Source organism: Bifidobacterium santillanense (genome assembly GCF_018555385.1).
GTDB lineage: Bacteria > Actinomycetota > Actinomycetes > Actinomycetales > Bifidobacteriaceae > Bifidobacterium > Bifidobacterium santillanense.
Map to the genome: position 1 here is coordinate 41109 of NZ_JAFEJS010000008.1, position 26150 is coordinate 67258.

At 63.6% G+C, this 26150-nt stretch carries 24 protein-coding genes and 1 tRNA gene; 15 read left to right on the plus strand and 10 right to left on the minus strand.

The window, feature by feature from the left end:
* Nucleotides 1-238: 238 nt before the first annotated feature.
* The 6 genes from JS528_RS07935 to JS528_RS07960 all read left to right on the plus strand — a co-directional run bounded on the left by JS528_RS07935 (nt 239) and on the right by JS528_RS07960 (nt 4675).
* Nucleotides 239-862 carry a hypothetical protein gene (locus JS528_RS07935; RefSeq protein ID WP_214358547.1) on the plus strand — a complete coding sequence of 208 codons (624 nt, stop codon included), beginning with the start codon at nt 239-241 and terminating at the stop codon, nt 860-862.
* Between the two features lie 244 nt (nt 863-1106).
* Entirely contained in the window at nt 1107-1559 is a 453-nt protein-coding gene (locus JS528_RS07940) for a helix-turn-helix domain-containing protein (protein ID WP_140463235.1), read from the plus strand.
* 341 nt (nt 1560-1900) lie between these two features.
* Complete coding sequence (locus JS528_RS07945) at nt 1901-3253, plus strand: helix-turn-helix domain-containing protein (protein ID WP_190972453.1); 1353 nt, start codon at nt 1901-1903, stop codon at nt 3251-3253.
* Nucleotides 3250-3834, plus strand: a complete 585-nt coding sequence (locus tag JS528_RS07950; protein WP_190972452.1) for a WhiB family transcriptional regulator — start codon at nt 3250-3252, stop codon at nt 3832-3834. The genes JS528_RS07945 and JS528_RS07950 overlap by 4 nt, the downstream gene beginning before the upstream one ends.
* 44 nt (nt 3835-3878) lie before the next feature.
* Nucleotides 3879-4460 carry a ParA family protein gene (locus JS528_RS07955; RefSeq protein WP_140463231.1) on the plus strand — a complete coding sequence of 194 codons (582 nt, stop codon included), beginning with the start codon at nt 3879-3881 and terminating at the stop codon, nt 4458-4460.
* Nucleotides 4457-4675 (plus strand): hypothetical protein, encoded by a 219-nt coding sequence (locus JS528_RS07960; RefSeq protein WP_033494383.1) that lies wholly within the window; start codon nt 4457-4459, stop codon nt 4673-4675. Before JS528_RS07955 ends, JS528_RS07960 begins: the two co-directional genes overlap by 4 nt.
* Before the next feature lie 83 nt (nt 4676-4758).
* Here JS528_RS07960 and JS528_RS07965 read toward each other — a convergent pair whose 3' ends face one another.
* Both JS528_RS07965 and JS528_RS07970 read right to left on the minus strand, forming a co-directional pair.
* Nucleotides 4759-5322 carry a DUF4411 family protein gene (locus tag JS528_RS07965; RefSeq protein WP_214358548.1) on the minus strand — a complete coding sequence of 188 codons (564 nt, stop codon included), beginning with the start codon at nt 5320-5322 and terminating at the stop codon, nt 4759-4761.
* On the minus strand, nt 5319-6488 hold the full coding sequence (locus JS528_RS07970; RefSeq protein ID WP_190972451.1) for an ImmA/IrrE family metallo-endopeptidase: 1170 nt from the start codon (nt 6486-6488) through the stop codon (nt 5319-5321). Before JS528_RS07970 ends, JS528_RS07965 begins: the two co-directional genes overlap by 4 nt.
* Before the next feature lie 407 nt (nt 6489-6895).
* Between JS528_RS07970 and JS528_RS07975 the strand changes: the two genes are divergently transcribed.
* The 9 genes from JS528_RS07975 (at nt 6896) to JS528_RS08015 (ending at nt 18767) form a co-directional block, all read left to right on the plus strand.
* Nucleotides 6896-8608 (plus strand): SpaH/EbpB family LPXTG-anchored major pilin, encoded by a 1713-nt coding sequence (locus JS528_RS07975; RefSeq protein ID WP_214358549.1) that lies wholly within the window; start codon nt 6896-6898, stop codon nt 8606-8608.
* Between the two features lie 288 nt (nt 8609-8896).
* Nucleotides 8897-11797: an LPXTG cell wall anchor domain-containing protein gene (locus tag JS528_RS07980; RefSeq protein ID WP_190972450.1), complete on the plus strand. Its 2901-nt coding sequence runs from the start codon at nt 8897-8899 to the stop codon at nt 11795-11797.
* A gap of 163 nt (nt 11798-11960) precedes the next feature.
* Nucleotides 11961-12164 (plus strand): hypothetical protein, encoded by a 204-nt coding sequence (locus tag JS528_RS07985; RefSeq protein WP_033494380.1) that lies wholly within the window; start codon nt 11961-11963, stop codon nt 12162-12164.
* 64 nt (nt 12165-12228) lie between these two features.
* On the plus strand, nt 12229-13080 hold the full coding sequence (locus JS528_RS07990; RefSeq protein WP_190972449.1) for a VirB6/TrbL-like conjugal transfer protein, CD1112 family: 852 nt from the start codon (nt 12229-12231) through the stop codon (nt 13078-13080).
* A gap of 26 nt (nt 13081-13106) precedes the next feature.
* A complete protein-coding gene (locus JS528_RS07995; protein ID WP_140463215.1) occupies nt 13107-13472 on the plus strand; it encodes a PrgI family protein in 366 nt (121 codons plus the stop codon).
* Nucleotides 13473-13474: 2 nt separating this feature from the next.
* Nucleotides 13475-15835, plus strand: a complete 2361-nt coding sequence (locus tag JS528_RS08000) for a VirB4-like conjugal transfer ATPase, CD1110 family (protein WP_214358550.1) — start codon at nt 13475-13477, stop codon at nt 15833-15835.
* Nucleotides 15835-17154: a CHAP domain-containing protein gene (locus tag JS528_RS08005; protein WP_150379088.1), complete on the plus strand. Its 1320-nt coding sequence runs from the start codon at nt 15835-15837 to the stop codon at nt 17152-17154. Before JS528_RS08000 ends, JS528_RS08005 begins: the two co-directional genes overlap by 1 nt.
* Nucleotides 17155-17182: 28 nt before the next feature.
* Nucleotides 17183-17728 (plus strand): hypothetical protein, encoded by a 546-nt coding sequence (locus JS528_RS08010; protein ID WP_150379087.1) that lies wholly within the window; start codon nt 17183-17185, stop codon nt 17726-17728.
* Between the two features lie 31 nt (nt 17729-17759).
* The gene (locus JS528_RS08015) at nt 17760-18767 is read left to right on the plus strand and encodes a hypothetical protein (protein WP_214358551.1); all 1008 of its coding nucleotides are present in this window, start codon (nt 17760-17762) and stop codon (nt 18765-18767) included.
* 314 nt (nt 18768-19081) lie between these two features.
* Here the strand turns inward: JS528_RS08015 and JS528_RS08020 are convergent, their stop codons facing one another.
* The 8 genes from JS528_RS08020 to JS528_RS08055 form a co-directional block, all read right to left on the minus strand.
* On the minus strand, nt 19082-20533 hold the full coding sequence (locus tag JS528_RS08020) for an ATP-binding protein (protein ID WP_240541025.1): 1452 nt from the start codon (nt 20531-20533) through the stop codon (nt 19082-19084).
* Nucleotides 20534-20712: 179 nt separating this feature from the next.
* Nucleotides 20713-20785: transfer RNA gene (locus JS528_RS08025), tRNA-Lys, on the minus strand.
* Between the two features lie 151 nt (nt 20786-20936).
* Complete coding sequence (locus tag JS528_RS08030; RefSeq protein ID WP_214358553.1) at nt 20937-22610, minus strand: VirD4-like conjugal transfer protein, CD1115 family; 1674 nt, start codon at nt 22608-22610, stop codon at nt 20937-20939.
* Nucleotides 22607-23017 (minus strand): hypothetical protein, encoded by a 411-nt coding sequence (locus tag JS528_RS08035; RefSeq protein WP_214358554.1) that lies wholly within the window; start codon nt 23015-23017, stop codon nt 22607-22609. The genes JS528_RS08030 and JS528_RS08035 overlap by 4 nt, the downstream gene beginning before the upstream one ends.
* Nucleotides 23014-23337 (minus strand): hypothetical protein, encoded by a 324-nt coding sequence (locus JS528_RS08040; RefSeq protein WP_214358555.1) that lies wholly within the window; start codon nt 23335-23337, stop codon nt 23014-23016. Before JS528_RS08040 ends, JS528_RS08035 begins: the two co-directional genes overlap by 4 nt.
* 11 nt (nt 23338-23348) lie before the next feature.
* Entirely contained in the window at nt 23349-24266 is a 918-nt protein-coding gene (locus JS528_RS08045; RefSeq protein ID WP_214358556.1) for a DUF3801 domain-containing protein, read from the minus strand.
* Nucleotides 24267-24296: 30 nt separating this feature from the next.
* Nucleotides 24297-25739 (minus strand): relaxase/mobilization nuclease domain-containing protein, encoded by a 1443-nt coding sequence (locus tag JS528_RS08050; protein WP_214358557.1) that lies wholly within the window; start codon nt 25737-25739, stop codon nt 24297-24299.
* Nucleotides 25721-26116 (minus strand): MobC family plasmid mobilization relaxosome protein, encoded by a 396-nt coding sequence (locus JS528_RS08055; protein ID WP_214358558.1) that lies wholly within the window; start codon nt 26114-26116, stop codon nt 25721-25723. The genes JS528_RS08050 and JS528_RS08055 overlap by 19 nt, the downstream gene beginning before the upstream one ends.
* Nucleotides 26117-26150 lie beyond the last annotated feature (34 nt).

The following is a 26150-nucleotide window of genomic DNA, read 5'->3' on the forward strand; positions in this document are numbered from 1 at the left end:
GGATTCCACGGTTCGGAAGACGCCGACCGACAGGCGCCGAACTTGACACCCCCCCCCCCGCACGGGGTTATGTATACACAACAGAATGTAGTTTCCTTGACGCCGGGGCACGGCGTCGCACATCCCCATTCGGCACCGGCGGGGATCGCGGCCGACGGGGAATGATAACGATAACTGGATAGCCGCCGAAGGGGACGCGCGGAACGGCGCATCACGGAAGGATGAGAAGGAGGTCGTCATGGCACGCACGCAAGCGTTTACCGAACAGCAGGTCGCATACCTCGAGTCACTGCCCGCGGTCGATCACGTCACCTCCACACGCATCACCTACGCGAAGGACTTCCGCCGCCGCAGCCTCGTACGGTACCTGCACGGGGCGAGTCCGACCGCTTTGTTCCGCGAGGCGGGACTCGACCCGAAACTGGTGGGATACAAGCGCATCGAACGATGCTTCGCCCGCTGGAAGGAGCAGGCCGAGGCCGACGGCACCATCGACGACGATGCGCCGGAGGAGCCGATCGACGCGAACGAACGGAGGGACGGCACACCATACGGAAACGTCCACGGCCGGGGCGGAATCGCATCGCATGACGCAAGCGCTTCCACAACCAAGGACGACGATATGGGCATCGCGGCTCCGCGCGATCGACGGACGCACGGTTCGAGCTCGATCGCGGTCGCGGGTTCCGGTTCCGGTGCGCCGTCGCCGGATACGGATGTGCCGATCTCGATCGGGGCGGCCGGCGAATCCCCGTCCGCCGACGGCGCACCGGAGGATCCGCGCGACCTGCTCATCGCGCAGCAGGCACGACGCATCGCCGAACTCGAGCAGGAGGTGCGGGAGCTGCGCGACCGGCGGTGAACTTCCGACGCACGACCGACGCGCGCCCCGTCCCGGAGGACGCGGCCGGCGCCTTCGCAACGCCGTCCGGCACCGGGGTTGAATTGTCCCGCGGCGCCGTGTATCTTGGCAATGTTGCCCCTCTAGCTCAACGGTTAGAGCAGCGTCCTTTTAAGTCGTGGGTTTTTCGGGGATTAAACGTACTGCCCCGACCCGCTTCACGGATTAAATTTGAACGGCTCCCGGTCATGGAAAGCGTGTTTCCATGTCTCGGACCAGTGCCTCCGCCGCGTGCGCGTTGCCGCCGGTGTTTGCCGTTGACGGCCTCGCCGATGCCTCGCGCGTCCTGTTCGGGCGTGGTGTCGTTCCTCAATCCCATGATACCCGTTTTCTGCTGGTTCCCGCCTCGAACCGTGGCATAAGCGTACCGGACGGGCAGGGTGCGGCGAGCGAACGCGAGTTGCGTCGTGACGGCGTGACCACGCGCCGCGTGCGCATGCTGATGGGCGAGCCGAATTATGTGAGCTACGCGGCGCTGGCTCGTATCATGCGGCTGTCGAAGTCGTCGGTGACGGGCAAGCTCAACGGCGACATCAACTGGACGTTGCCCGACATTCGGCGCATCGCGTCGCATTTCCGCGTTTCCAGCGACTGGCTGCTCGGCCTGTCCGACGATCCTGTTCCTTCGATGGCGAAGGAGGTGGTCGCCTTCACATAGAAGAAGCCCTCTCCTTGCGGGAGAGGGCCAGGTCCGTTCGGGATCCGTGGAGGCGGCCGGTCAAAACCGTTTCCCGGATTCCAATCACAAGAATCGCGAAAGCCAGCATTTGTAAGAGAAAGGTTCGGCTTTCGCGGTGCAGACAGAGATTGGATTCTTATGTCTTACAAGCAGGATTGTATACCCGCACGTGTGACCGTCATCGTGTGCGGAAGCCCGGAAAACCAAGGTTTTGAGAGAAAGCCTTATATCACGGTTTCACCGTATCTCGACGAATCGGTCAGCCACGCTGACCGGTTGCGGCGTGCCGTGGCCGCGCATCCGGCGGGAGGTGGACGCCGATGAGCATCCAGGCATTGAGCCGCGTGTTCACGCTCAAGCGGCTGATCGAGGACCCGTACGCCCAGCTCGTGCTCATCAACCTTGCCGACAACGCCGACGAGCACGGGCGCAACTCCTTCCCCGGCATCAAGAAGATGGCCAGGAACTCGTGCATGTGCGAACGGTCGGTGCAGCGCAAGCTGCGCTGGCTGGAGGAGAACGGCTTCATCCGCAAGTCGGAAGCCACTGAAGTGATCCAGTACCTGCCCGAGTACAAGCGACCGACCGTATGGGAGATCTGCATGGACCGCGACGAGACGCTGCCCGCGCCGACGGACCGCAAGCCGCGCACGCCACGCAAGGACGAGAACCAAGCGGAGGAAACGGACGACACCACACAGGATACCGACGCCGGCGCATGCGAGACACCCGGTGCATCACAGTCACCGGGTGCAGGAAAAGCACCGGACGGCAGCAGGACGCCCGACGCACTACGAGTCACCAGCCCGGTGACCGTGCAGTCACCCAAACCATCCCATGAACCTATTACCCCTCTGTCCCCTAAAGGGGACATCTCCCCACGGGGAGACTCAGCCGAGAACAACCCGCCCACCATCAGCCAATCGTCCAACGCGCCGGACCTCGACGTCGAACCGAACCAAGGTTTCGGCTTTACCGGCGAAAACCGTCGGTCGGACGACGCAGTCGTCGGGGACAACGTCTCCGCGTCCGATTGCGACGCGCTGCTGAAACGATTCGCCGAACTGCTTGCCGGCGAACAGGTGACGGCCAAACCGCCACGGGCGCGCGACCAGCGCGCCGCAGCGGGACTGCTCGCGGAACACAGCCAGATGGAGATTCTGGAGCTGGTGCTGTGGGCCGCCAAGAATCCGTTCTGGCGTCCGAAAATGCTGAGCATGTCCGAGTTCGCCCGACGCTGGGAACGCCTATGGCAGGAACGGCGCGGCGAGATCGAGCAGCGACGACTCAGAGCCAAACACGTCAAATCAGGGATCATGTCCGCGAAAGACGAGGAAGAGAAAGACCCGCATGCGGCGGTGCTGGTCTCATGCGAAACCGTCACACAGTGCCCGGTGTTCGGCTACTCGTCGTTCCAGCACGGCAGATCGAACAGCCGCATCGCATTCGCGCAGAACCACCTCAACGGCTCCATCCGCCGGGACAAATGCCCGGTATGCGCGTACGACGAACGCAACCTGGCGCTGCACGGCAACGCGCGCACCACGGAAGCCGTCAAGCGGGCGCGAATCGAAGCCAACGAGCAGACGAAACGCTGGAAGGAACACCTGCGGCGGAAGGAAGAGCAGCCGGCCTCGTTCGACAGGATGCCAAGCATGGAACGGAGTGCATGATGGATGGGTTCCGTCCCACTGGCAAGCCGGACGGCAGACCGGCACGCGATCCGGGCGGCGACGAGTGGATACACACGTCGATGCTGCCGCCCGGCGGCCTGTGCGCACAGGCGCAGCTCGACTTGTACGACATGATCTGGATGGAACTCGACGCCGCCGGCGACTCGCGCCCCGACCAGATGCTGCGCGGCGCAGCCAAACGCCTGTGCGCGCAATGCCCGATGCTCATGCCGTGCCTGGCCCGCAGCCTGCTGCGCCCGGTCACGCACGGCATCCTCGGCGGCATGACCTACAAGGAACGACAGTACGCGATGCGCGTCGTCATCGTCCACGACGTTCTACCCGAACGCAAGGCCACGGACATCGCCAAACCGTACCGGCTGCTACTCGACTGGCTCGACGCCCACCCCGAAATCCACAGCATCGTCCGCAACCGGCGACGCAACGAGCGCGCCCGCAAAACCGGCAACGGCGAACCACTCGGCCGACCACGCAGGCTCACCCGGCTCGAACCCGGCGAACGCGATCCCCCGGATACGCCCGACGATCATGCACTATCGGACACATCCGCAAAGAAATAAAGAAACAAAGAAAAACACAAAAACATACACAAAGGGAGACCACCATGAGAATCGCCATCGCCAACGCCAAAGGCGGGGTCGGCAAGACCACCATCGCGCAATACCTATGCCACGCGCTCGTCCGCGACGGGCAGCATGTCACGCTCTTGGACGCCGACCCGCAGTACTCCGCGACCCTGTGGGACAGAATCGCCAACCTCAGCAACGAAACGCTGCCGTTCAACGTGCGGGCCGCTTCCGTTGACGAACTCGCCGCAATCCGCGCCACGCCGGGGGAATGGCTCGTCATCGACGCGCCGCCCACGCACGCGGGCCTCAAAACCGCGCTCGACATGGCCGACTTCGTGATCGTGCCCACCACCGAATCGCCCGTCGACCTGCAGCAGGCATGGGCGACCGTCAACGCGGCCGGACGCACGCCCGCCGCCGTACTGCTCAACAGGGTCGAAACGAATACGGTCGCGTTCCGGCAGGCCATGCACGCGCTCGAAACACAGGACACGCCACGATTCGACACGATCGTGCCCAAACGGCAGGAGATCAAGACCAGCTTCGGCCACCGCCCAGCCAAACTCTGGGAATACGGTCTCGTCCTGCACGAGCTGAGACGGGCGGTCGGACGATGAAAGGGAACCTGAGCTATCTGCCCGCCGAACGCGAGATCACGTCGGTCGACGATATCTACCGCGAGGAACCGGCCAACGACCCCTACATGGTCACCAGCATCAAGATCCGCACCTCGCTGCGCAACCGCATCAAAGCGGCCGCCGGCATCAAGGGCATCCGCATGCAGGACCTCGTCGCCCAAGCCCTCGCCGAATACCTCGACCGGCACGAGTGATCTAAGGTGCCGGATGCGCAATCACACGACGGAAGGTATCCGGCACCGCACTGCATCGCGATGTCTTCATGGCCGATGCAGGATCAGAGTGTTGGCTGGATGGGGTATGGCGATGAAACGAGTTCTCCGCTGGCGTCGTAGAACTCGTGTAGGTTCATGGTGCGCACGCCCATCGCGTCGGCCACGTCGGGAATCTTGGGTTCTTTTCTCAACGGGCTGCTGGGCATGGGATGCACGGCCTGCTCGTTGGTGACGACGATCGCGTCCTCGACCATTGCAGCGGCGATCAGCCACGGGTCGGCTTTGGTTTCCGGCTCCCATTGACGGTACGAGGCTGGCCGGTAGAGTCCGCAGGTGGCCAGGTAATCCTGAACCTGCGCATAGGCCACACCGATTTCATCGGTCTTATGCGAAAGCTGTTTGTCTGAGAACAGGTTGAACGCCCATTCGGCCAGCTCGTCACGGTTGCCGTCGCTGTCCTTCTGGGTGATCTCCTTGAACACGGTGTCAAGCAGCTGTATCTTGCCGTTGTGCGCCATACGTTCCAGCCACCGCCAGAATGGATGAAACTCCTTGTAAGCGAACGGGTGATGGGTACGGTAGGACTCGATGAAAATGTTCGAGTCCAGCAAAAACAGATCGCTCACTGATCCAAGCCTTTCGCCTTGAGCAGGCCATCATAGGCGTGCATGGACCTGACGCCCAGCAGGGACAGGCCATCGGAATAGGGCAGGCTTCCCCGGTCGACACCGTCCCGGATCATGCGCACGAACCTCGTGTCCAGATGGGAAGCGTTCGTCAGGTTCTGATTGCCTCCGGAACCGGCGGCCTCCGTATCCGTCACACGCCGTTCGCTCAGGGCGCGGACCAGACGCACGTCCTCGTCACTGGCCAAGCCAAGCTTATGGGCATGAATCGTCAATGCCAAAGCGCTCAGACCATACCTTTTCGCGCAACCATCCGCAATGTCCTGCACACGAGCACAATCCGCAACCATCTTCTTCCAATACGCGCGGAATTCCTGCTCGTCATCCACGACCGTCAGAACGACGGCCTGGTTGATCTTGCGTTCGACACCATTGCCGCCATCCACGGAGGAGTCGTTGTACACCTCATTGGAACCGAGCAGCACGTGACCGATCTCATGCAGGAGAGAGAACAGCATCGCCGCATAGGAATCATTGCGATTGACGAAAATCAGAGGCGCCACGTCATCCAACAGCACGAACGCACGAAACTCGCGCACATTCAAACGGCGCGCACTGGACGTTCCCACCCGGGAGTCGACCATCACCATCAGACCCGCGTCGGAAGCCTTGCCACGCAGGAAACGGAACCGATCGGCACTGCTCTTATGCCGGCACCAGCCAACGTCCAAGGACAATCCCTCGCGAATATGCGCGGCAAGTTCACCCGCGGTCACATGGGACGGCACACTGCCGACCAGCAGATTCTCCCCGAAACCCTGCGCGATCATCTCATCACGCGCCCAATCCTGACGGTTGCGCATGACCGCGATCGTATCCTGAAGATTCCGGCTCGCTTCGACCCCGCGATTGTCGATCGTGCGATACCGGATCAACTCATCCTCATGGGACTCGGGAACCACGGAACGTACCAGCGCGCCGAACGGCACCTGCAACGCGGAACCGATCGCGGACAACTTGGTAAAAGACAGGCTCAACGGACCCGTCTCGTTCAACCACTGCGGAAACTCAGCCAGACCATCCTTATGCGCCACAGCCGCGGGATCAGCACCACTCTGCCTAACGGCCCACCGGAGCGTGGCCGGATGCACGGTAATAGACGCCATCGCCACACTCCCTTCCGATACCGCAGACAAAAAGACCCACCACATGTCAGAGCGGCGATCCGCAGCCTCGGGTGGGTATTGGTAAATCTCATCATATCCGACTGAGTGGATTTCAACATGGGAGCGATGCAACTATAAACAAAGAAATACAAACATAAAGAAATGCTACGAAACTACCGGCCGATAGACGGCGTCGGACGGTGACGATTATCAGCGTGGGACCACGATGCCGTGGCGGGCGGCGGCAGGATGAGGGGCGTGCGGTCGGGCCAAGGGTGGTTCGGGTAAACGTTCCGCACCTTCCCTCTCATGGTATGGCCGCGCCGTCGGGTTCTCTTCCTTTCTCTTCCCCGTCGGCGCGGTTCGTGCCTTGGTTCAGGGGATGCGGATAGTGAAGGACTTCGATCATGTTCTCTTTCCACAGGATCGGCCGGCTGCTGCGCGCGACGATGACGGCCGTGCTGTTGCTGGCCACAGTGTCGGCCGGCGGCATCGCTCATGCCGATGAGGCCGGTGAGACGACGCCCGTATTGGGTGATTCGATCACGCTGAATGCCGGTCCGGGTTCGTCGTTGAATGGCGCGGACTTCAAGGTGGTCAAGCTCGCCGGGTTCACGGTCCAGGGTTCCGCGGTGACCGTGCGCACCGAGGACGCGGTGCGCGGCGATGTGATCGCCTCGCTGCCGAAGGTCGGCGACAGCGAGTACCCGGCCGATGCGGGCGCTGTCGACGGCGGAACGGTTGGCGAGACTACACGGGGCGACGACGGGGCGGCGGACACGGGTTCCGGTGGCGAGGATCCGATCGTGTGGCTGGCACGGCAGGGCGATGTGAAGGATTCCCCGGTTTGGCGGCTGTTCGCCGATCGCATGGCGGCCACCGTTTCCGTCACGGATGCGCCGGTCATGTCCGGCACGACGACGCCGGCCGACGACGGCACGATTTCCTCGGTCGTGTTCGCCGGATTGCAGCCCGGCCTGTACCTATTGGAGGATACGAACACGGCGTTGACCGGTACCACGCGTTCGGCGCCGATACTGGTCGGTACGGCGATCACCGCCGCGAAACCACCGATCGGCAACGCCGACGGCACGGCCGAGATCAAGAACCAGCGCGTCACGATCGGCAAGAGCATCATCGACGGCGATGATGCGACGCTGACGGACGACCGCAATGTGGGCGACATCGTGGACTATCGTATTGAAACCCTCATCCCCGATACCGCGAAATACGCGAATGATGCGGCCAACCCGTACGTGTTCCGCCTGGCGGACGTCCTGTCGAAAGGCCAGCGGTTCAACGATGATCTGTCCGTCACGGCCAGCGAGGACGGACAGGCATGGCGTCCACTCGACGGTGACGATTACACGTTGCAGGCAAGTGAGTCCGACGGCGGCACGGCAACCACGATCGATCTCGATCTGAGTGCATGGGTTTACGCGAATGGCCGTGACGGCATGGCGGGCGGTTTGCTGCGCGTCGACTATTCGGCCACGCTCACCGAGCATGCGACGATCGACGGCGACGGCAACACGAACACGGTCGCGCTCACGTACTCGAACGATCCGAAAACCAATCAGACCGGCGAGCTCACGCCTCCGGACACCACCGTGTACACGCACGGCTTCCAGTTCGGCAAGATCGGCGAGGATGGCAAGACGCCGCTTGCCGGCGCGACGTTCACGCTCTATACGGCGGACACGTTCGCGGACGACGCCAAATACCGTCGCGCCGACCGTCCCGACGAGGACGTGACCGCCACGTCCGACCGCAACGGCCTCGTGAGGTTCGACGGTCTGGCCGCCGGCACGTACTGGGTGCGCGAAACCGGAGTGCCGGACGGCTACCGTGACCTCGACGTGCGGTTCAAGGTCACGATCACCGCAGATCCCGGCAAAACGGCGCTGGTCGTGTTCGAGCGCGTGCCCTCACTGGCCGATTCGCTCGTGCAGATCGAGAAGAACGGCCTGCTGTTCGTGCGCAACGTCACCACGATCACGAACCTGCCACTGACCGGCAGCGGCGGCATCGTCCTGTTCCTCGTCATCGGCGGCCTGCTCGCCGCCGGCGGCGCGATCATCGCCATCATGACTCATCGCAAGGGACGCCTGCTCAAATAAACGCTCTACGTCCGCCCCCGTTGCGCAACCCCACGGAATCGTGCGACGGGGGCTTTCGTGTTTTTCTCAAGGCATACGGCACTCCAATATCCGTTCGGGACCACGGGCGGCGAGCATGGGAACGGATACTGTCTGGCGTGCGGTGGGGCGCCAATGGTGGGCTCCGGTCAAATGATCCGCACGGGCTTTGCGGTTCGTCGTTCGCCGTCGCGGGTTTCTCTCTCCCTTTTCCTCGCGGCGGCGGCCGTCGGCCGGGGTCTGGCTCCTCGTGAAAGGGAGTGTTTCGTTATGGGCGTGTTGGGAAGGAAATGCAGTATCGCGGCGGCCATCGCCGCGGCGGTGTGCCTGCTGGTGTCGCCGATGCTGGCGTTGGGGTCGCCGGACGGCGCAGCCGGCACCGGGAGCGGCGGCGTAGTCGGCGGGCGTGGCAATACGGCGGATACGGCGTCGCTGGGCTGGTATCTGCCGAACAAGGCGTGGGTGCGCATGGACGACGACGGCGTCTGGCGGATGGTTTCCGATCCCGAGAGGGATAATCACGTCGGCGCGGACGGCATGTCGTTCCTTGACGGCGACGTGGTCGCGGCGGCGGTGAATTTCACGGTGCCGTGGTGGGATGAGCCCACCCGGTTGGAGCTGGTGGACGATTGGACGCTGGTGGACCGGTATCTCGACGTGCGGGACGTGTCCGAGGTGCGCGTGTACGTGGCCGAAATGGACGAATACGACGCTCCCTCGCTGGACGGCATCAACGTGACCGGCGAGGACGTGACCGACCGTTTCGACATCGTCTCGGAAGGCATGACGGTCACGGCGAAGGCGACGGCCGAGTATCTGGCGTCGCTGGACCTGAGGGAACGTCGCAAGTCGTTGCAGTTCTCGATGCTGGTGCCGTTCGATGTGAGGTTCGACGTGCGCGAGGATCTGCAGCGGGACATCGATGCGATGCGCACGCGCAGCGGGTCGCTCGACAATACGTGCAGCGACGGCAAACACGAGCTGGTCAACCGCGGCGGCGTGTTCTGGGCCGATCACGAGTATTGGGAGACGAACGAGCCTCGCCTGTGCATCGTGCGCCCGGAGTTCGACAAGGACGTGACCGCGAGCGAAACGGAAGGCGGCGACGGGTCGAGCATCGACGGCCGCAGCGTACTGCCCGGCCAGACGGTCACCTATGAGCTGGAATTGCAGGTGGGGGCCGCATCCGACTACACGTTGCACACGCTGGAGTTCGTGGACGAGTACGACGTGCGCACGACGCCGGTCAAGGAGAGTCTGACGGTCATCGATGCGCGTGATGGTGTGACGGTGCCGGCCGAAGCGTACGACGTGGAGTGGGACGACGCCGGGCACAAACTGTCGGTCTCGTTCCGGCGCGACTGGCTGGACGAGCATTGGGAACCGTACAGGGCCCACTGGTATCGGCTGGAGTTCGACGCGACCGTGTCCGAGGATGCGGCCACGGACACGGTGATCGCGAACCGCGGCTGGATCACGTTGAACAATTCCGGATTGGAGTCGAACGAGGTTACGAACCGGCCGGTCGACCCGCAGCCGGTCAAGCAGGACACGCAGGCGGACGCGTCGGTGGACATCGACGGCAAGACCGTACTGGTCGGCGACCGCCTGTACTACCGGATCACGATCGACGCGGCAGGTTTGGCCGACCCGGCGTATCCGGTGCGCCGGCTGGGCGTGATCGACGACTACGACGAAACCGTGCTGGACGTGGACGAGGCCGGCATCCACGTGCTTGACGAGCAGGGCGCGGACGTGACCGACCGGGTGAACGTGCAGGTCGCCGATGGCGTCGTCTACGCGTTCTTCAAGACCGTGGACACCACGCTTGCCGACGGGACGGTGCTGCCGGGCGACCCGCAGCCCGCCGATCTGACGGAATACGCGCGGCGTGAACTGTCCGCGGAACGTGACGCGGGCATCGACCAGTCGCTGCTCGGCAAGACGTACCAGCTGGTGCTGCCGATGACGGTCATCGCGGCGGCGGACGGCGGTTCGGTCGAGAACACGGCCGTGCAGGTCACGAACAAGCGCCGCGCGGTGTCGAACACGGTCACGAACGTGCTCGCTCGGCTCGACCCGTTCAAGGACGTGACGGTCGACGTCGGCGCGGACAGCGCGGACGGCATGAGCATCTACAAGGACCAGCTGTTCCTCTACCGGTTGGACTCCTCCCTGCTGCCCGCGAACCGCGCCTACCCGCAGGTGACGCAGTGGCACATCGACGACGATTACGACGAGTCGGGCGACGAATACGCCGGCCAGTGGGCTGTGTACGCGGCCGAGGACCTGCATGACGCGGCCGGCAGTGTGATCGCGGCGAAGGGCTCGCGCATCGCGGGCAGCGGCTTCGACTCCGCGCGATTCGGCGGCGACCTGTTCTCGTTGGACATGCGCGACGGCACGTTCACGGTCGCGGCCACGCAGCGCTATCTCGACTTGGTGTCGGCCGACGGCGCGCATGCGCAGGCATGGCGCGCGTACGTGCAGTTCCGGCGGGTGAAGGCCGGTGAGTTCTCCAACACGTTCACGGAGACGCTGAACGGCGTGGAACGCCCGTCGAACACGGTGACCACGCGCACGCCCGAACGCTCCCCGTCCGTGGGCGTGGAGAAGTTCGACGAGGCATCCGGATTGGAGGAGGGCGACCGCGACGACACGAAGGACGCGTTGGAGATCACGGGAGACGGCACGACGATCGTGTTCCGCATCACGAACACCGGCGACGTGCCCCTGACCGGTCTTGAACTGTCCGACGAAACGATCGCCGGCGACGGCACGGTCACCGATCTGAGATACCCGGATGGTTGGGCGGCGCTCGTATTGCAGCCGGGCGAATCCGTGGACGTGACCGGCACGTTGACCGGCGTCACCGACCTGCACACCGATCGCGCGACCGTACAGGCCGCGCCGGTCATCGAATGCGTGCCGAAGGACGACGACCCGTTCGACGACAAGCCCGCGCAGCCGGTCGAACCCGGCACGGTGTGCACGGACACGCCGATCACGAGCGAACCGGATGACTGGAGCGCCTACATGAAACGCATGCTGCCACACACCGGCGTCGATCTGACCGGCATCATCGCGATCGGCATGCTCGTCCTGCTGACCGGTTTCGCCATGCTCCGCATCGCCCACTCGCATCGCCGGAACCCGGTTTCCGACTTCTGACTTCCGTTGCGGCCGCGCATTATTCGCATGGCCGCAACGGTTCCTACGGGGATGCCGCCGACCGTCAGACCGGCGGCATCCCATCGCCAAGGCCGTCCGGCTTTCGACAACACCGGGCGGCCGTCCACTCACCGTTGAGTCCCATCACCGCAAAGGAGCCGTCATGGACACGATCACCACGATTCTCGAACTGCTGCAGAAGGCCGCGCTGCTGGGCGGCGGCATCTGGAGCGTATGGGGTGCGATCACCCTGGCCGGAGGGTTGAAGGACCATTCCGGCCCGCAAACCCAATCCGGCATATGGCAGCTGGTCGGAGGCGCGGTCATCATCGCCGCAGCCGCACTGTTCGCCAACCTCAGCTTCTGAACGCCCGTCGGCAAGCGGGCGTTCGATTCGTATCGGACAGTCAAACGAAGAAGGTGAACCGGTCATGGCGGACTTGGTGGAACCGTGCGTGAACATGCTCAACGCGATCGGCGGCGGCATCGACGGCAGCATACTCGACCGGCTCGCATTGGGGCCGGCCGAGTTCAACGCGGGCCTGTACAACATGGCGGGATCGGTGCATACGAGCGCGGTCAAACCGGTGTCCGCCACCATCGCCAGCATCGTGTTCACGCTGGAACTGGCCCGCGCGTCGACCCGCGCGGACGGCGACCGCGAACTGGGCGTGAAGATCATCGGCGGCGTGCTGCTCAAATGCGCGCTCGTGCTCCTGTTTGCGTCCAATGCGGCGCTGATCCTGCAGGGCATCGACGCGGTCGTCTCGCAGATCGTGTCCGCCGCGTCGGGCGTGCTCGCGGCCGCGCCGGGCAGCGAGACGCAACTGTTGGGCGATCAGATGCGATCCGCGATCGAGGATGCGGGTCTGATCGGTCAGAGCGGGCTCATGGTGTTGGTATTGATCCCGTTCATCGTCTCGCAGATCGCCGGCGTGGTGCTGCTGGCGGTCGTGTACATGCGGTTCATGCAGATCTACATGCTGACCTGTTTCGCGTCGCTGCCGATCGTGTTCATGGCCTCGGAGCATACGCGCATGATGGGCGTCGGCTATCTGAAACGCTACGGACAGGTCTCGTTCCAGGCGATCACCCTGACGGTCGGCGTGATCCTGTACCGCACGTTCGTCGGCGAGGCGCTGCGGCTCGACGGGTATGTGGACGGCGGCGACCTGTGGCAGTACATCATCGCGAACTTCGGCACGCTGCTGTTGGGGGCGATCATGCTCGGCTGTCTGGTCATGGTGTCCTCGGCCACCGCCAAGGCCGTGTTCGGCGAATAGACGCGAGATCAGGGAAGGCGGCGGCGATGGCGTTGGAGATCAGGATCTACAAGGAGATCACGGCCACCGAGGCGCGGGTCATGTGGGGCATGAGCTGGCGGCAGCTCGCCGCGGCCGCGATGATGGGCTGCCTGTCGGCGGTCGTGTGGCTCGTGTTCTGGCGCCTGTTCGGGCTCCCCGACGTCGGCCAGTACGTGGTGTTCCTCGTGAACCTGCCGTTGGCCGCATGGGGCTGGCTGCGGCCGAAGGGGCTGAAACCGGAGGTCTGGTTCGGATACGTGATCGCATGCCGGTTCGGGCAGCAACGGTATTTCATCGACGGGCCCGCCCGGTCTCGTCGACGAGAACGGAAACGGGGCAGGAAGGCCATCAGCGAACGGAAGGACGGATGATCATGGCACGACGCAAACCGGCAGGCAGGCAAGGGCGCAGGATGCGCCGGCGGCGGGAGCGAGGGTATCGCACGGCGAAGGAGCTGATCGGCTACGAGGCGATGCTCTCCAACGGGATCGCGTATCTGGGCGACAACCGGTGGAGCGTGACCGTGCGCATGTCCGACATCAACTATGAGACGGCCACGCGCGAACGGCAGGCGCAGCTCATCAACGCGTGGGCGGAGTTCCTGAACACGTTCGACGGCTCCACCCGGCTGCAGGTCACCTGCGTGACGCGCACGCTCGACGCCCATGACGTGATGTCGATGGTCGGCATGCGGTTGGACGGTGGCCAGTTCGATGCGCTGCGCGCGGAATCGAACCGGATCATGCTCGCCAAGCTCGGCGAACGCTCCCGCAACGCGGTCACCGACAAATACCTGACGATCACGATCACGGAAGAGGACCCGGAACGCGCGCAGGCCACGCTGAACCGGCTTGTCAAAACGTCCGAAAGCCAGCTTTCCACGTTGGACGGCTGCAAGATCACGCCGCTCAACCGAGGCGAACGACTGCGCCTGCTGGCCCTGCTGCTGCGTCCGGGCGAACCGTTCCGCTACGACGACAAGCTGGTCGAATCCGGCCGCGCCACGTCGAAGGACTTCGTCGCACCGTGGTGCGTGGACGCGACGGACGCGCGCGTATTGCGACTGTCGAACGCCGCGGGCGATACGCTGCGTTCGACGTTGTGGATACGCGACTTTCCGCCGATCATGTCCGACCGGCTGATCGCCGAATTGACCGGTTTGAAGACCGAGGGCACGGTGTCGATTCATCTTGCGCCGTACGATCGCAGCGTCGGCGCGGAACTGGTGGACCGCAAGATCGCCGAAATGGACATGCAACGCCTGGAGGAGCGTCGCAGGAACATGCGCCGGCACATTCCCGCCGACGAACTGCCCGCCGACCTGCGCGACTCATTGGAGGAGGCGCATAATCTTCGCGACGAGATGCGCCGGTCGAACGAACGGCTCGTGGAGGCGCTGGCGACGGTCACGGTCACGGCCCCCACACGCCCGCTGCTCGACCAGCAGGTCAAGGACGTGCTCGCCGCCTGCCGCAAGCTCTCCTGCACGGCCGAAACCCTCGCCTGCATGCAGCTCGACGGGTTGAACGCAAGCCTGCCGTTGGGCGTGAACCCGCTGCCGATGCGACGCACGCTGACCACGAGCGGCGCCGCGATCATGATGCCGTTCACGAATCAGGAGATCATGGACGAGCACGGCGTGTTCTACGGGGTCAACGCGCGCAGCGGCAATGCGCTCATGGTCGACCGCACCCGCACCACGATCAACGCGAATGGGTTCATGCTCGGCACCACCGGAAGCGGCAAATCGCAGGCCGCGAAGGCCGAAATGACCGCCTTGTTCCTATCCTGCCCCGACGACGATCTGATTATCGTCGACCCCGAACACGAATACGCGCCCCTGTGCGACGCGCTGCACGGCGCGAGGGTGATCGTCAGCGCCGGTTCAGCCGATCGCATCAACCCGATGGACATCACGCTCGACGCCACGCTGGACGGTGACCCGATCCGCACGAAGGCGAACGCGGTCATCTCCATGATCGGCGCGCTCATCGGCGGCTCCGACGGCTTGGACGCCGCGGAACGCTCCATCGTGGACCGGTGCACGCTGGGACTGTACCGCGAATACCGCAACAATCCCGCCCTGCCGCAGCCCACGCTGGCCGATCTGCACGCCCGGCTCGCCGCCAGCAACGAGCCGGAGGCGCGGGGGCTGGCGTTGAGCCTCGAATCGTATACGCTCGGCAGTCTGTCGGGTTTCGCCGGGCAGACCACCGTGGACATGTCCAACCGGTTCACCGTGTTCGACGTGGCCGCGCTGGAGGGCGAATTGAAGACGTTCGGGATGATGGTCGTGCTCGACCATCTGTGGAACCGGGTCGCCCGCAACCGGAAGACGAACCGGCGCACCTGGATCTACGTGGACGAGTTTCACCGCATGTTCTCCAACAGGTACGCGTCCGAACAGTTCCTGGACATGTTCAAACGCGCCCGCAAATGGGGGCTCGGCATGACCGGCATCACGCAGAACATCGAGGAACTGCTCGCCAGCAAGGAGGCGCGGTTCATGCTTGCCAACTCCGCGTTCCTGCTGCTCATGAACCAGACGCCCACCGACGCGGCGCGACTGGCCGACATGTGGCACTTGTCTCCCGAACTGAAGGAACGGTTGGGCGGTGCGCGTCCCGGCGAGGGCCTGCTCAAGGCCGGCGAGGCGTTCATCCCGTTCGACGGGCGCATCCCGACCGATTCCACGCTCTACCGGCTATTCACCACGAAATTCGGGGAGACCTGATGGTCGAGCTCATGGATCCACGGCGGACCGGCACCGCCGACAAGCTCACCTCATACACCGGCCGTATCCGCGAAGGCGAAGGACTGACGGGCCGACTGCGCTCGACCACGGTCAGGTTCGCCGGCGACGCCGCCGCGCTCGGCCGCAGCACCATGCAAACCGCGACGGGGACAACGGACGAACATGAGGAAAACGGTATCGACCCGGCTGACGCGATCCTTGACGTCGGGCAAGGGCTGCGTTCCGCCGGCCAACTGGTGCCAAACACCGGCAGGCGCGGCGGGCGACGCAACCGGCGGCCGATGACCGTGGAGGAACCATTGGACGATATCGCCGATGCCAAGCCGACCGTGGACGTCTTCGCGGAACCGGCAAACGGCGGACAGACCGTGAACGGTCCAGCTCGTCATACGCCCGTCACGTCGTCATCCGGCACGGCTCCGAATCCCGTTGCCACGTTGAGCAAGTCGGACGGCAGCACCCGCGGCGTCGCACGCCGGCTCGCGCAATCCGGAACAGGCGGGATACGCCGTGCAGGGAACACGGCGAACGGAACGGCCGGAGGCATACGTTTCGCGTCGCCATTGTCCAGATTCACGCCCGGCTCCACGGGCTCCGCGACGCGTGGCACCAGAAATACCGCCAAGGGGGTGGCGAAGGCGGCGGACGGCTTGTCCAACCTCATGCGGGCGGCCGTCGAAGGCTCGCGCAGAATCATGGCATCCGTCGTTTCAGCCGTGACGGGCACAGTCGGCATGCCGGTGTTCCTATTGGCGACGGCCGCGATCATGGTGCTCGCGACGCTCATGGCGCTCCTGTCATGGCTGCCCGGCTTCAACGCCACGCAACAGGGCTGCACCGGCGGCGACTGTTTCGTCACCGGCAGCGTGATCGGCTCGCTGGAACCGCCATTGGTCATGAACGGCAACGATACGGTCGTGAACGTGGACGCGATGGACCTGCCCGAAATCACCTCGTACGAGCGCTGGCAGTGCACATGGTGGGCCGCGTCCCGACGCGAGCAGATCGGCACGCCCGTCGACCCGTGGATGGGCGACGGGCGCATGTGGCGCGCCAGTGCCGAACGATTCGGCTATCCGATCGACAAGGCTCCCCGCCCCGGAGACGTCATGGTCTTCCAAGCTGACACACTCGGCGCGGACGATTACTACGGGCACGTCGCCATCGTCGAGGAAGTCAACGAAGACGGCGACATCATCATCTCCGAAAGCGGCGCCGCAGCAGCCCGCGTCACCCTGCGCACGCTCACCGCGCAGCAGCTTGCGGACAACCGGGCGAACATCGACTTCATCCACTGACCGAACCACATCACGCAAAGGAGCATCCATGAACAATCGAGACCCCAAACGCAATCTGATCATCATTGTCACGGTCGCGCTCATTCCCATTATCCTGCTCGGCGCGGCATGCCTGCGCACGTTCATGCCCGTACGGCATACGGGCGTCCCGATCGTCGTGCGCAACGATCAAAACCGGACGGTCGAACCGAAATCGGATACGACGGTCAACGGGCGGAGGATCGACGTCTATCGTACGGACGAAGCGTGCGTGCTGATGGCGCCGCTCGCCGTACAGGCGTACGTTTCCGACCGGGACGACCGCGACCGGAACCTGAGCAACCTATTCACCGAGGATGCGGAAGGCCTGCAGATACCGGTCGAACGCATACGCCACGATGACGCCGGCTCGCTTGGCAACGGCTACGTGAAGGTCGCCATCAACGACGACGCGGCCGCATGCGTGGTTGAGACCGAGTCCGGCGTGATCTGGGAGGTCTACTACGCGGACTTCGACCGCGACGGCTACAAGGTCAGCAAGATCATCAGCCACGACAGGGAACGCGCCTACGTTCCCGGCACCGACGCCCTGTAACCGGCCACGCGTCACGGAAAGGAACAAGATCATGACCGGTGAACCGTTCAACCTCGGCCCGTCCAGCCTCCCCGCCATCGCCGACGACGAGCCGGGCGAGACCCAAATCCTCGGCATGGATGCTCCGCCGCGACGATGCGAAGGCTCCACGGCCAACATCACCCATAATGCAGACGATGCCATGCCTCTGAACCTCGGACCGACCGAACGCAACGACCGCAACAATGACGAAGACGATGACGGTCATGCCGATGCCGACGGCGGTCGATTCATGTCACGATTCCCGGAAAACGCCGTCAAACCGGCGGTAGCAGGATTGGCCGTCCTGCTACTGGTCGGCGGCGTAATCGCGGGCGTTCGCGTCATCACCGCGACGAATCATGCCGAGCCGACCATTCAACAGCCAGTGCAGGCGGAAGAGGATCGCAAACAAGCGGAACGCCTGCAGGATGCAATGACGATCGCGAAGGCGCTGCTCGAACGCGTCAAGCGCAGTCCCATCGCCGATCAGATCAACCCCAGCCAGCTCGAACAGGCTATGGACGATCAGGACATCGAACGCATGGAAGCATTCACCAAACAACTGGAAACCTCATACGCTACAGCGCTAGACGACACGACCAGTCAGACGTCCAAGACCCTCGGCGAAGCGATCGGCCGAGCCGACAAGCTGCGCGCAGCACCGGAATCCGACGAACATGCACGACTCGACCGGCTTGCCGACACATGGCGCGACAAGACCATCACCGAGGAAAACCTGGCCGATGCCATCGCAGCCGCACGCCAGATCGCCGACCTCGCCGCGACGGTCGACGTGCAGCAGACGAAAGCTGCGGAAGAGGAACGGCAGCGGGAACAACGCGAGCAAGAGGAACGCGAACGGCAGTCCGCACAACAGCAGTCCACGCAGCAACAGGCGACGGCACCGACGCAGTCACAGCAGCCGCAGTATCAGCCTCCCACGCCGCAGCCGGCGCCCTCGTGGAACGTTCCCGGCCAGCAAACAGATCGCCTACCCAACCGGGACGGCAGCCTCTGACGGCAGGCACGGGATCATATGCAAGCGCGAACGCAACCCCGCGTCCCGACCCGGCACCAACCGTCACGTTCCGCTCCAACGCAAGCGGTCGTCCCCGACCCCGCGCCAACGCAAGTTAATCCATCAGACCGTCGGCATATCCCCGATATGCCGACGGCTCGCTCTTTTATCCAGCGGTTGCCTCTCGAATTGAAATCGGCGTACGAGTACTGCTATCTATGCAGACTCCGAATTTACTCCGCAGTACTCTGACATGTACTCCGACATACTCCGACATATACATGTCGGAGTATGTCGGAGTATGTCGGAGTATGTCAGTCTCGACTGTAGTACTGTTTGGGATCACGTAGCCCGGACCCGTGCCAGTGCAACAATCCCTGCTGGGCGAGCTGTTTCAATGTCCTTGCCGCCGTACGCGGATTTACACCGATCTTTTCGGCCAAGCGTTTGGTGGTCACTTTCCCCTCGACCGCGACGATGGCCAAGGCTTCGCGTTCGATGTCGGTCAGTCCGGTGGCGGGCACTTCGGTCTGGTTGACGATGGACGGGGCCGTGTCGTTTTGTTCGTTGAGGTAGGGCACGCGTTGCCGGATGTTGTTGCGCAGGACGAGTTTGACCATGAAGTTGTTGGGTTCGCTGTACTCGGGGTCAGGCAGGCCGAGCTCGGCCATTTCCTCGTACATGCGGTGCACGCCCTCGTTGAGCTCGCGCACCAGTTCGAACGCGGTGAGCACATGGCAGATCTTCGGGTTGCGCGCGTACCGGGTGGTGCGCATGTTCTCCACCGTCACCCGGTTCGGCAACGCTCCCGGACTGGTGATCTCCAGACGGTCGTCATAGATCATGACGCGCGTATGCTCGCCGCGGATCGAATAGTCACGGTGCGCGACCGCGTTCACCAAACCCTCGAACCACGCGAACCGCGGATACTCCGGCACCGTGCGGAACCGGCCGTCATCGCCGAGCACCTGGAACTCGCGCAGCAACGAGCCGACCAGCTGGCTGGCCCGCTCCACGACCTCGGGCAGCGGACCGTCGAACTCCACGTCCTTGACGATGTTCAGACTGCGGCCGGTATGCAGTTCGGTCCCGTCGACCTTGACGACGCGCACGCGCGCCGACGGCAGGAACGCGGCCGGATACTGCGAGAACAGGAGCACGCCGGCGTTCGTCAGATGCCCGTCCGCGAGAAACCCGCGACTGCGCAGCACCCGCTCGTCGGGGATATCCGTCGCGCCGATGGCCTGCTTGTACCGGTCGAACACGTCATGATCGATATCGTCGACGCCCGACCGGTCTTCCGGCTCGTCCTCGAACCAACGCTGCCCCTTGTCGTACTCCAACGCGAGCACCTGCTCACGGTCCAACAGCACGCTGCGATCGTCCTCACGCAGATACACGTCGCCGTTCGACCGTTTCGCGACCACATGGTTCGACGACGGCGACACGTCCAATACGAGGACCAGATCATCCTCGCCGGACGAGTTCACGCACGGGATACGCCGGGCGGCCACCTGCGGGGTGGGCGCGCACTGCGTGATCGGCAGCTGCTCGAACGATTCGACCGGTTTCGCGTTCGCGCGCTTGAAGCCGGTGATCTCGCCGTCGTCCTCGATACCGATGACCAGCTGGCCGCCCGAAGCGTTCGCGAATGCAATCAGATGCCGTGCCACGTCCTCGGGCTTGATGCGCGCGCTCTTGCGATCGAAATACTGGTTCTCGCGCATACGGGCGAACGCCGCCGTCTCGTTGGTCTTCGATTCCATGCGCTTCTCCCCGCCCATTCGCGTTGACATTACCAAGGGCAAGCCTACCCGCATCGGCACGACCGCAGCAAAACACCGGTCGGGAACCCCAGATTCACCGGCATGACCATTTCCATGTCAAACCTGGGATGCCGGTACAGAAAAACCCTTGGAAACGTTGACTTCCAAGGGTTGAACTGTGCCCCCTGTGGGATTCGAACCCACAACCCACAACTTAAAAGGATGCTGCTCTAACCGTTGAGCTAAAGGGGCAACAGCACTAAGATACACACTTCCGCCAGACAATCCAAAAATCGGCGTGGCGGGTAACCGCTGTGCCGGCCAGTAGTTTTTCTGTATTTATGTATGTAAAGAAACAAAGAAACACTACCGACGCGTCCGCCTGCACTGCGCTTAGGGCGCATCACATCGGTATCTTGCGGCTGCGGAACGGTCGGACGCCGCGCAGGATGTAGATGCACTCGTCGGTGGGCAGCAGGCCGAGTTCGTCGGGTTGCATGAGCTCGCGTTTGGTGCGCCGCCAGCTCGTTGTGTATGAACCGTTGATGCCCTTGCTTTCGCTGTCGTCCATGACGTCGATGGTCTGGGAGCCCAATCGTTTGGACACCCATTCGAGCGTGCTGGTTTCGGTGCCGCCGAGGAACAGCATCGAATCGCAGTTGCCGACGATGGTCTCCCAATCGTCGCGGTACATGGCCTTGCCTTGCGCGTAGTTCTGGATGATGACTGAGCAGGAGATGTTGCGGCTGCGAATGGTGGCGATGAGCCTCTGGAAGTTGGGGATGCGACCGACGTTCGCGAACTCGTCGAGGAAACAGTGCACCGGCAGACGATGATCGCCGCCGTCCACATGGTCGGCCTGGTACACGTTGGACTCGAACAGGCATTGGTAGAGGATCGCCGCGAGGAACGAGAACGTGTTCTCCGTGTCTGGCAAGGCGAGGAACACGGCGGTCGGCCGCAATGCGATCTCGTCCAGTCGCATGTCGTCTCCCGACAGGATGCGTCGCACGTTGCCGACTTGCAATGGGGCGAGCCTGACGCCCAGCGAGATGATGATCGACTTCTTCGTCTCGCCGGCTCCCTGCTGAAATTTGCGGTACTGGCGTGCGGCGAAGTCCAAACCCTCCAGCGTCTGCCGTGATTCGACGTCATGTCGGCCGGGGTCTGCGTGGTATTCGGCGACGAGTTCACGCGCCGCGTCGAACATGAGGTCCACGTCGGATTGCATGGTCTCGTCCGCTTCGCTGGCTTCCATCCGGTCGAGCATGTCCGTGACCCGGTTCAGGTCCGGCTCGTCCTCGGCGAACCGCACCCATGCGATGAGCGCGTTCAGCAGGTTGCGTTCGGCGCGTTCCCAGAACCCGTCGCCGTTGCCGGGCTGCCTGTTGTCGCCGGCCGTGTTCGCGATGATGTTTTCCGTCAGGCGCAGAATGCCGGCCTCGGGGTCGGACGGGTTGAGATAGCGCATCGGATTGAACCGGTCGGAGCATTCAAGGTCGATGAGATTCAGACAGTGGATCGCATAGCCTTTGTCGCGCAGCAGCTCGCCGACCGCGTTCTGGATCTCGCCTTTGGGATCGGTGATCGCATACGACATGTTCGCCTGCCGCAGGTTCGGCAGCACATACCGTCTGGTCTTGCCGGAACCGGACGAGCCAATTACCAACACATTCAAGTTGCGTCGTGTCACCCGACCGTCGATGCCCAACGCTTCCGTCGCGGTCATCAGCAGGTCGCGTCGCCCGCCCTGCCGGAACGGACGGATATCGGCCGGCGTGCCCCACTTGGCCGAACCGTGCTCCTCGCCCTCTCGCAGGTCGCGGCGCATCGACCATCGGTATAGCCAGATCAGGCCTATCGCAATCACCGTGCCCAGTCCGGCAATAAGATCGGCTCGGTGCAGGGACAGAAACAGCGGGCGCTCCGCTATCCCGACGAACATCCGGTCGATGATCTCGCTGGCGGACAGGCCGGCCGTCATGTCGCCGCGCACTTGCAGGCACACGCGATTGCCGAGGCAGAACAGCAGGCAGGAGGACAATATCGTCAGGCAGATTACGGGGAAACGCTTCATCGCACCATACTTTCCGTTATTCGCGCACGCTGCTCCGACTGTTTGCGCTGTAGTCGCTCATTGGTACGACGCCTTAGTGATTCCAGCACCATCTCACGGGTAAGCGGTGCAGCATCACGATTCGGTTGAGATGCGGTCTGAGATTCCGTCGTATTCGGCAACGGTTCTGTGACTGCGAGCGGCGTGACGGAGATTCGACGGCCACCGTTTGACGAACCGGCGCCTATGTCCTCCGCCGCTGTTCCTCCTGTCCCAGACGCTATCTCGCGAAAGTTATCCACAGAGTTATCCGCATAGTCGATGATGAGCATGTTCGTTCCGCACCATTCAATGCTGGATGCCTCACGATCTCCGCACAACAGTCGGTCAAGCCGTGTGAGCGTCATCGGCATGTTCCGCTCGATCATGCCGGCTCCTTCCAGTTCATTGACGTGGAGGCGGCGATCATGTCCGCGTTCACCCGAACTTCGGCGTTGGCGATGTCATGGGAGGTGTTGCCGGCGTCGGCCCAGCCGCTTGCCACGATCAGGTCGCCTTGTTCCAGTTGTTGCGCCTTACAGTACGTGGGCATCACGGAGCCGCCCTGCACGATTACCGGCTCGGCCAAACCGTTCGGCATGCGCACGCCGATCCTCAGCTGCACCAGTTGACCGCCTGTGGCGGAAACCGTGAATACCGGGTCGGCGAGGAGTTCGCCGCGTACGATCATGTATCGCTTCGTTCCCATCCTGAAAACTCCTATCTGGTCCGAGGGCGGCCGGGTTTCCGCGTTGCAACCGGTTGCACCGGCTTGCCGGTGAGCTTGCGTTCGATCCGTGCACGGAGTTCCGCGAGCGTGTCACGCCGGCTGACTTTCCGTTCCCCACATCGCGCCGTCGGTTTCGGCGAAACCGGCGCACGCGGCTCCGATGGAGCAGGTTCTGCCACGGTCTGGCGATTGGCCTCATCGGCAACGGTCTCAGTCTCGCCATGTGCAGCCGGTGATGATACGACCGGGGATTGCGGCGGCTGCTCATCGTCCGATATCGGCCGTGCGGATTGTTCCGCCGCGACTGCCGGGGATGCCTCGTCGCGCTGCTCGGCCGTTGCGGTCGGGATACGCGATCCTGACTGAGCGGCATCGGGACGTGTTGGTGATGATTGTTCGGGTTTCACCGGTGCGGGCTCCTGTGGTTCGCCCCGGTCCGGTTCCGTTGCCTGCTGCGGCTGAGTGTTCTCGCTTCCGCGCCGCTCGGCCGGCTGCCGGCCGTCGATCCGCAGTTCATAGCCGACATCCTGCAGCGCCCGCCGCACCGAGTGCGTCACATGATCGAGATCACGTCCCTCGAAATGAATCCACGTTGACTGGCTATCACTCTCCACTGAATACCGCACGCCCGCGCGACGCAGACTGTGCACCACCGCACGTACCTGATGCCGCTCCAACTCGATCGCATGAACGTCACCGCCGGCCAGGCGCTGCAATCGTTTCTCGCTCATCCGCCCGGTATCGCGGCCTCTCCGTATCACGCCACGCATCGCCGACAAGCCGCGCCCGCCCAATCGCAGAAACCAGCCGGCGGTCTTCTCTCCGACCTGCAGTGCGAAACCGCCACCGGCGCGGCCGACTCCCATAGCAATCTGCCGGCCGGTGTCTTCCAATCGTTCCTCGATCATCGTTAATCCTTTCCATGTATGAACCGTCGTCTATTCGGGTCGGCGGATGTGCCGCCGCTGCTTGACATGCTGAGCCTGAGCGCGTACGCGACGTAACGTGTCCAGTTCGCGGGCCAACTCGTCGAGTCTGCGTTCACGCTCCCGCAGTTCGACTGCCGCATCGTCAGACAGCGGCCCGTCACCGTCCGTTTCGTCCGTGTCGCAAGCTGCGACCAACGCCGCCTGAAACGCTTCCCGCTCCGCCTCGATGCGCCGCGTCGTTTCGGCGATCGCATCATCCACCGCGGCGCCACTGGCGGCAAGCCGGCCAGCCGTATTCAACTCGTCCGCCAGCCGGTTCAGCTCATCGAGTCGTCGCGCCTGCATCGCATACCAGCGGCGCTGCGCATCCGATTTGCCGATCGCGACCGTCATCCGCTCATGCACAGCGGACTCCAGCCGTGTGGGCGGGCGGGAGAAGTACCCGTACAGGTCCTCCGCACGCACCTGCTTGGCGTAACGGCCTCGCCGTCCCGTGATGACCTGCAGCGACGCCGCCGGCAGGTACGCGCGATACGTGTCCCCGTCGCGCACGATCCGCGTCAACGGAATCGTAATCAGCAGTCGCCGTCTCGTGCCGGGCAGCCACACTCGCATCGCATTGCCGGTTCGTTCGGCGATCATCCGCCGGTTGAAACTGATCGGCATGACCGTATGCCGGCCGATGCGGGCCATGATGTTCAGCTCGTCGTAGGCGCGTCCCAATTTCACGTCGCGCACCCGCAGTCCGCTCGCCATGTCCGTAAACGTCAAGTGCCGGCCGCGCACGACGACCATCACGCCGGCGCTGTCCAACTCGCGTACGAACGAATCGAAATCGGTGGAGGCGCCTGCGGCCGTATCGATCGCGGCGCGAATACGATCCTTGATCGCGTCGCCCTTCGCCGACGCATACAGTTCCGCGAAGCTCACGCCATGACGGCGCCGCTCTCGCGCAGGTTTCAGCTCGGGCAGCACGTCCAGTCCGGCTTCCCGGCACAACCGGTCGCTGATCTCACGCAGTCTGCTTATCGTGACCCCCGGTTTGGTTCGCATCTTGCGGAACGTCACGTCACTGGTCGCGCAGATGATGATGTGGTTATGCGTGTGCCCGCGATCGACGTGCGTGGCGATCACGTACCGGTACTCGCCGCCGGTGAACTCGTCGGCGAACTGCACACCCAACTCATGCAATTCCCGCGCGGTCACGCGTCGGCTGTCCTCCGGACTGAACGATTGAATCACATGATGCGCAAGCACGCCGTTGGCACGATTCCCGCCAGCTGACTGTTCGACCGTGGCCATCATGCGCCGCGCCAACTCCACGGGATTCGTCGCATCATCGCTGAAGTTCGCCGAGGCCAAAGCGCCATGTTCGGTCTTGTCGGGATTGGCGATATAAGCGATTGCCTTGTGCAGAGTGACGGTGATCTGACTCATGTTGACGACAGCCATCGCGCCGCCTCCACCGCTTCGTCACGCTCCCGACACATGCGCAGCAGCAACGCCGTCAGCTCGCGCTGGCCGTCCAGCACGCGCGCCACGTCGCCGCTCGTGATCAGCCCTGTCGCGTTCGCCACATGGGCGATCTGGTTGATGTTGTTGCCGATACGCGCCATGTCCGCGCGAACCATGCCGGGATCCAATGCGACCGTGACCATGACCGTATGCGCGTCGATCAGCAGTGCGCGGGCATGGGCCGAGAACGACAGGACTCCGCCGCGTGATCGTTTCACCCGCTGGTAGAAACGATTCGCCTCAGCCCACTCGTCGGGAGTAAACGTGACCGTCTTGCGACGGCAGCGATTGGGATGCGAGTCCTGCCAACTCATGGCCATAGCCTATCGGGTCGCGGGTGTCCCGCAG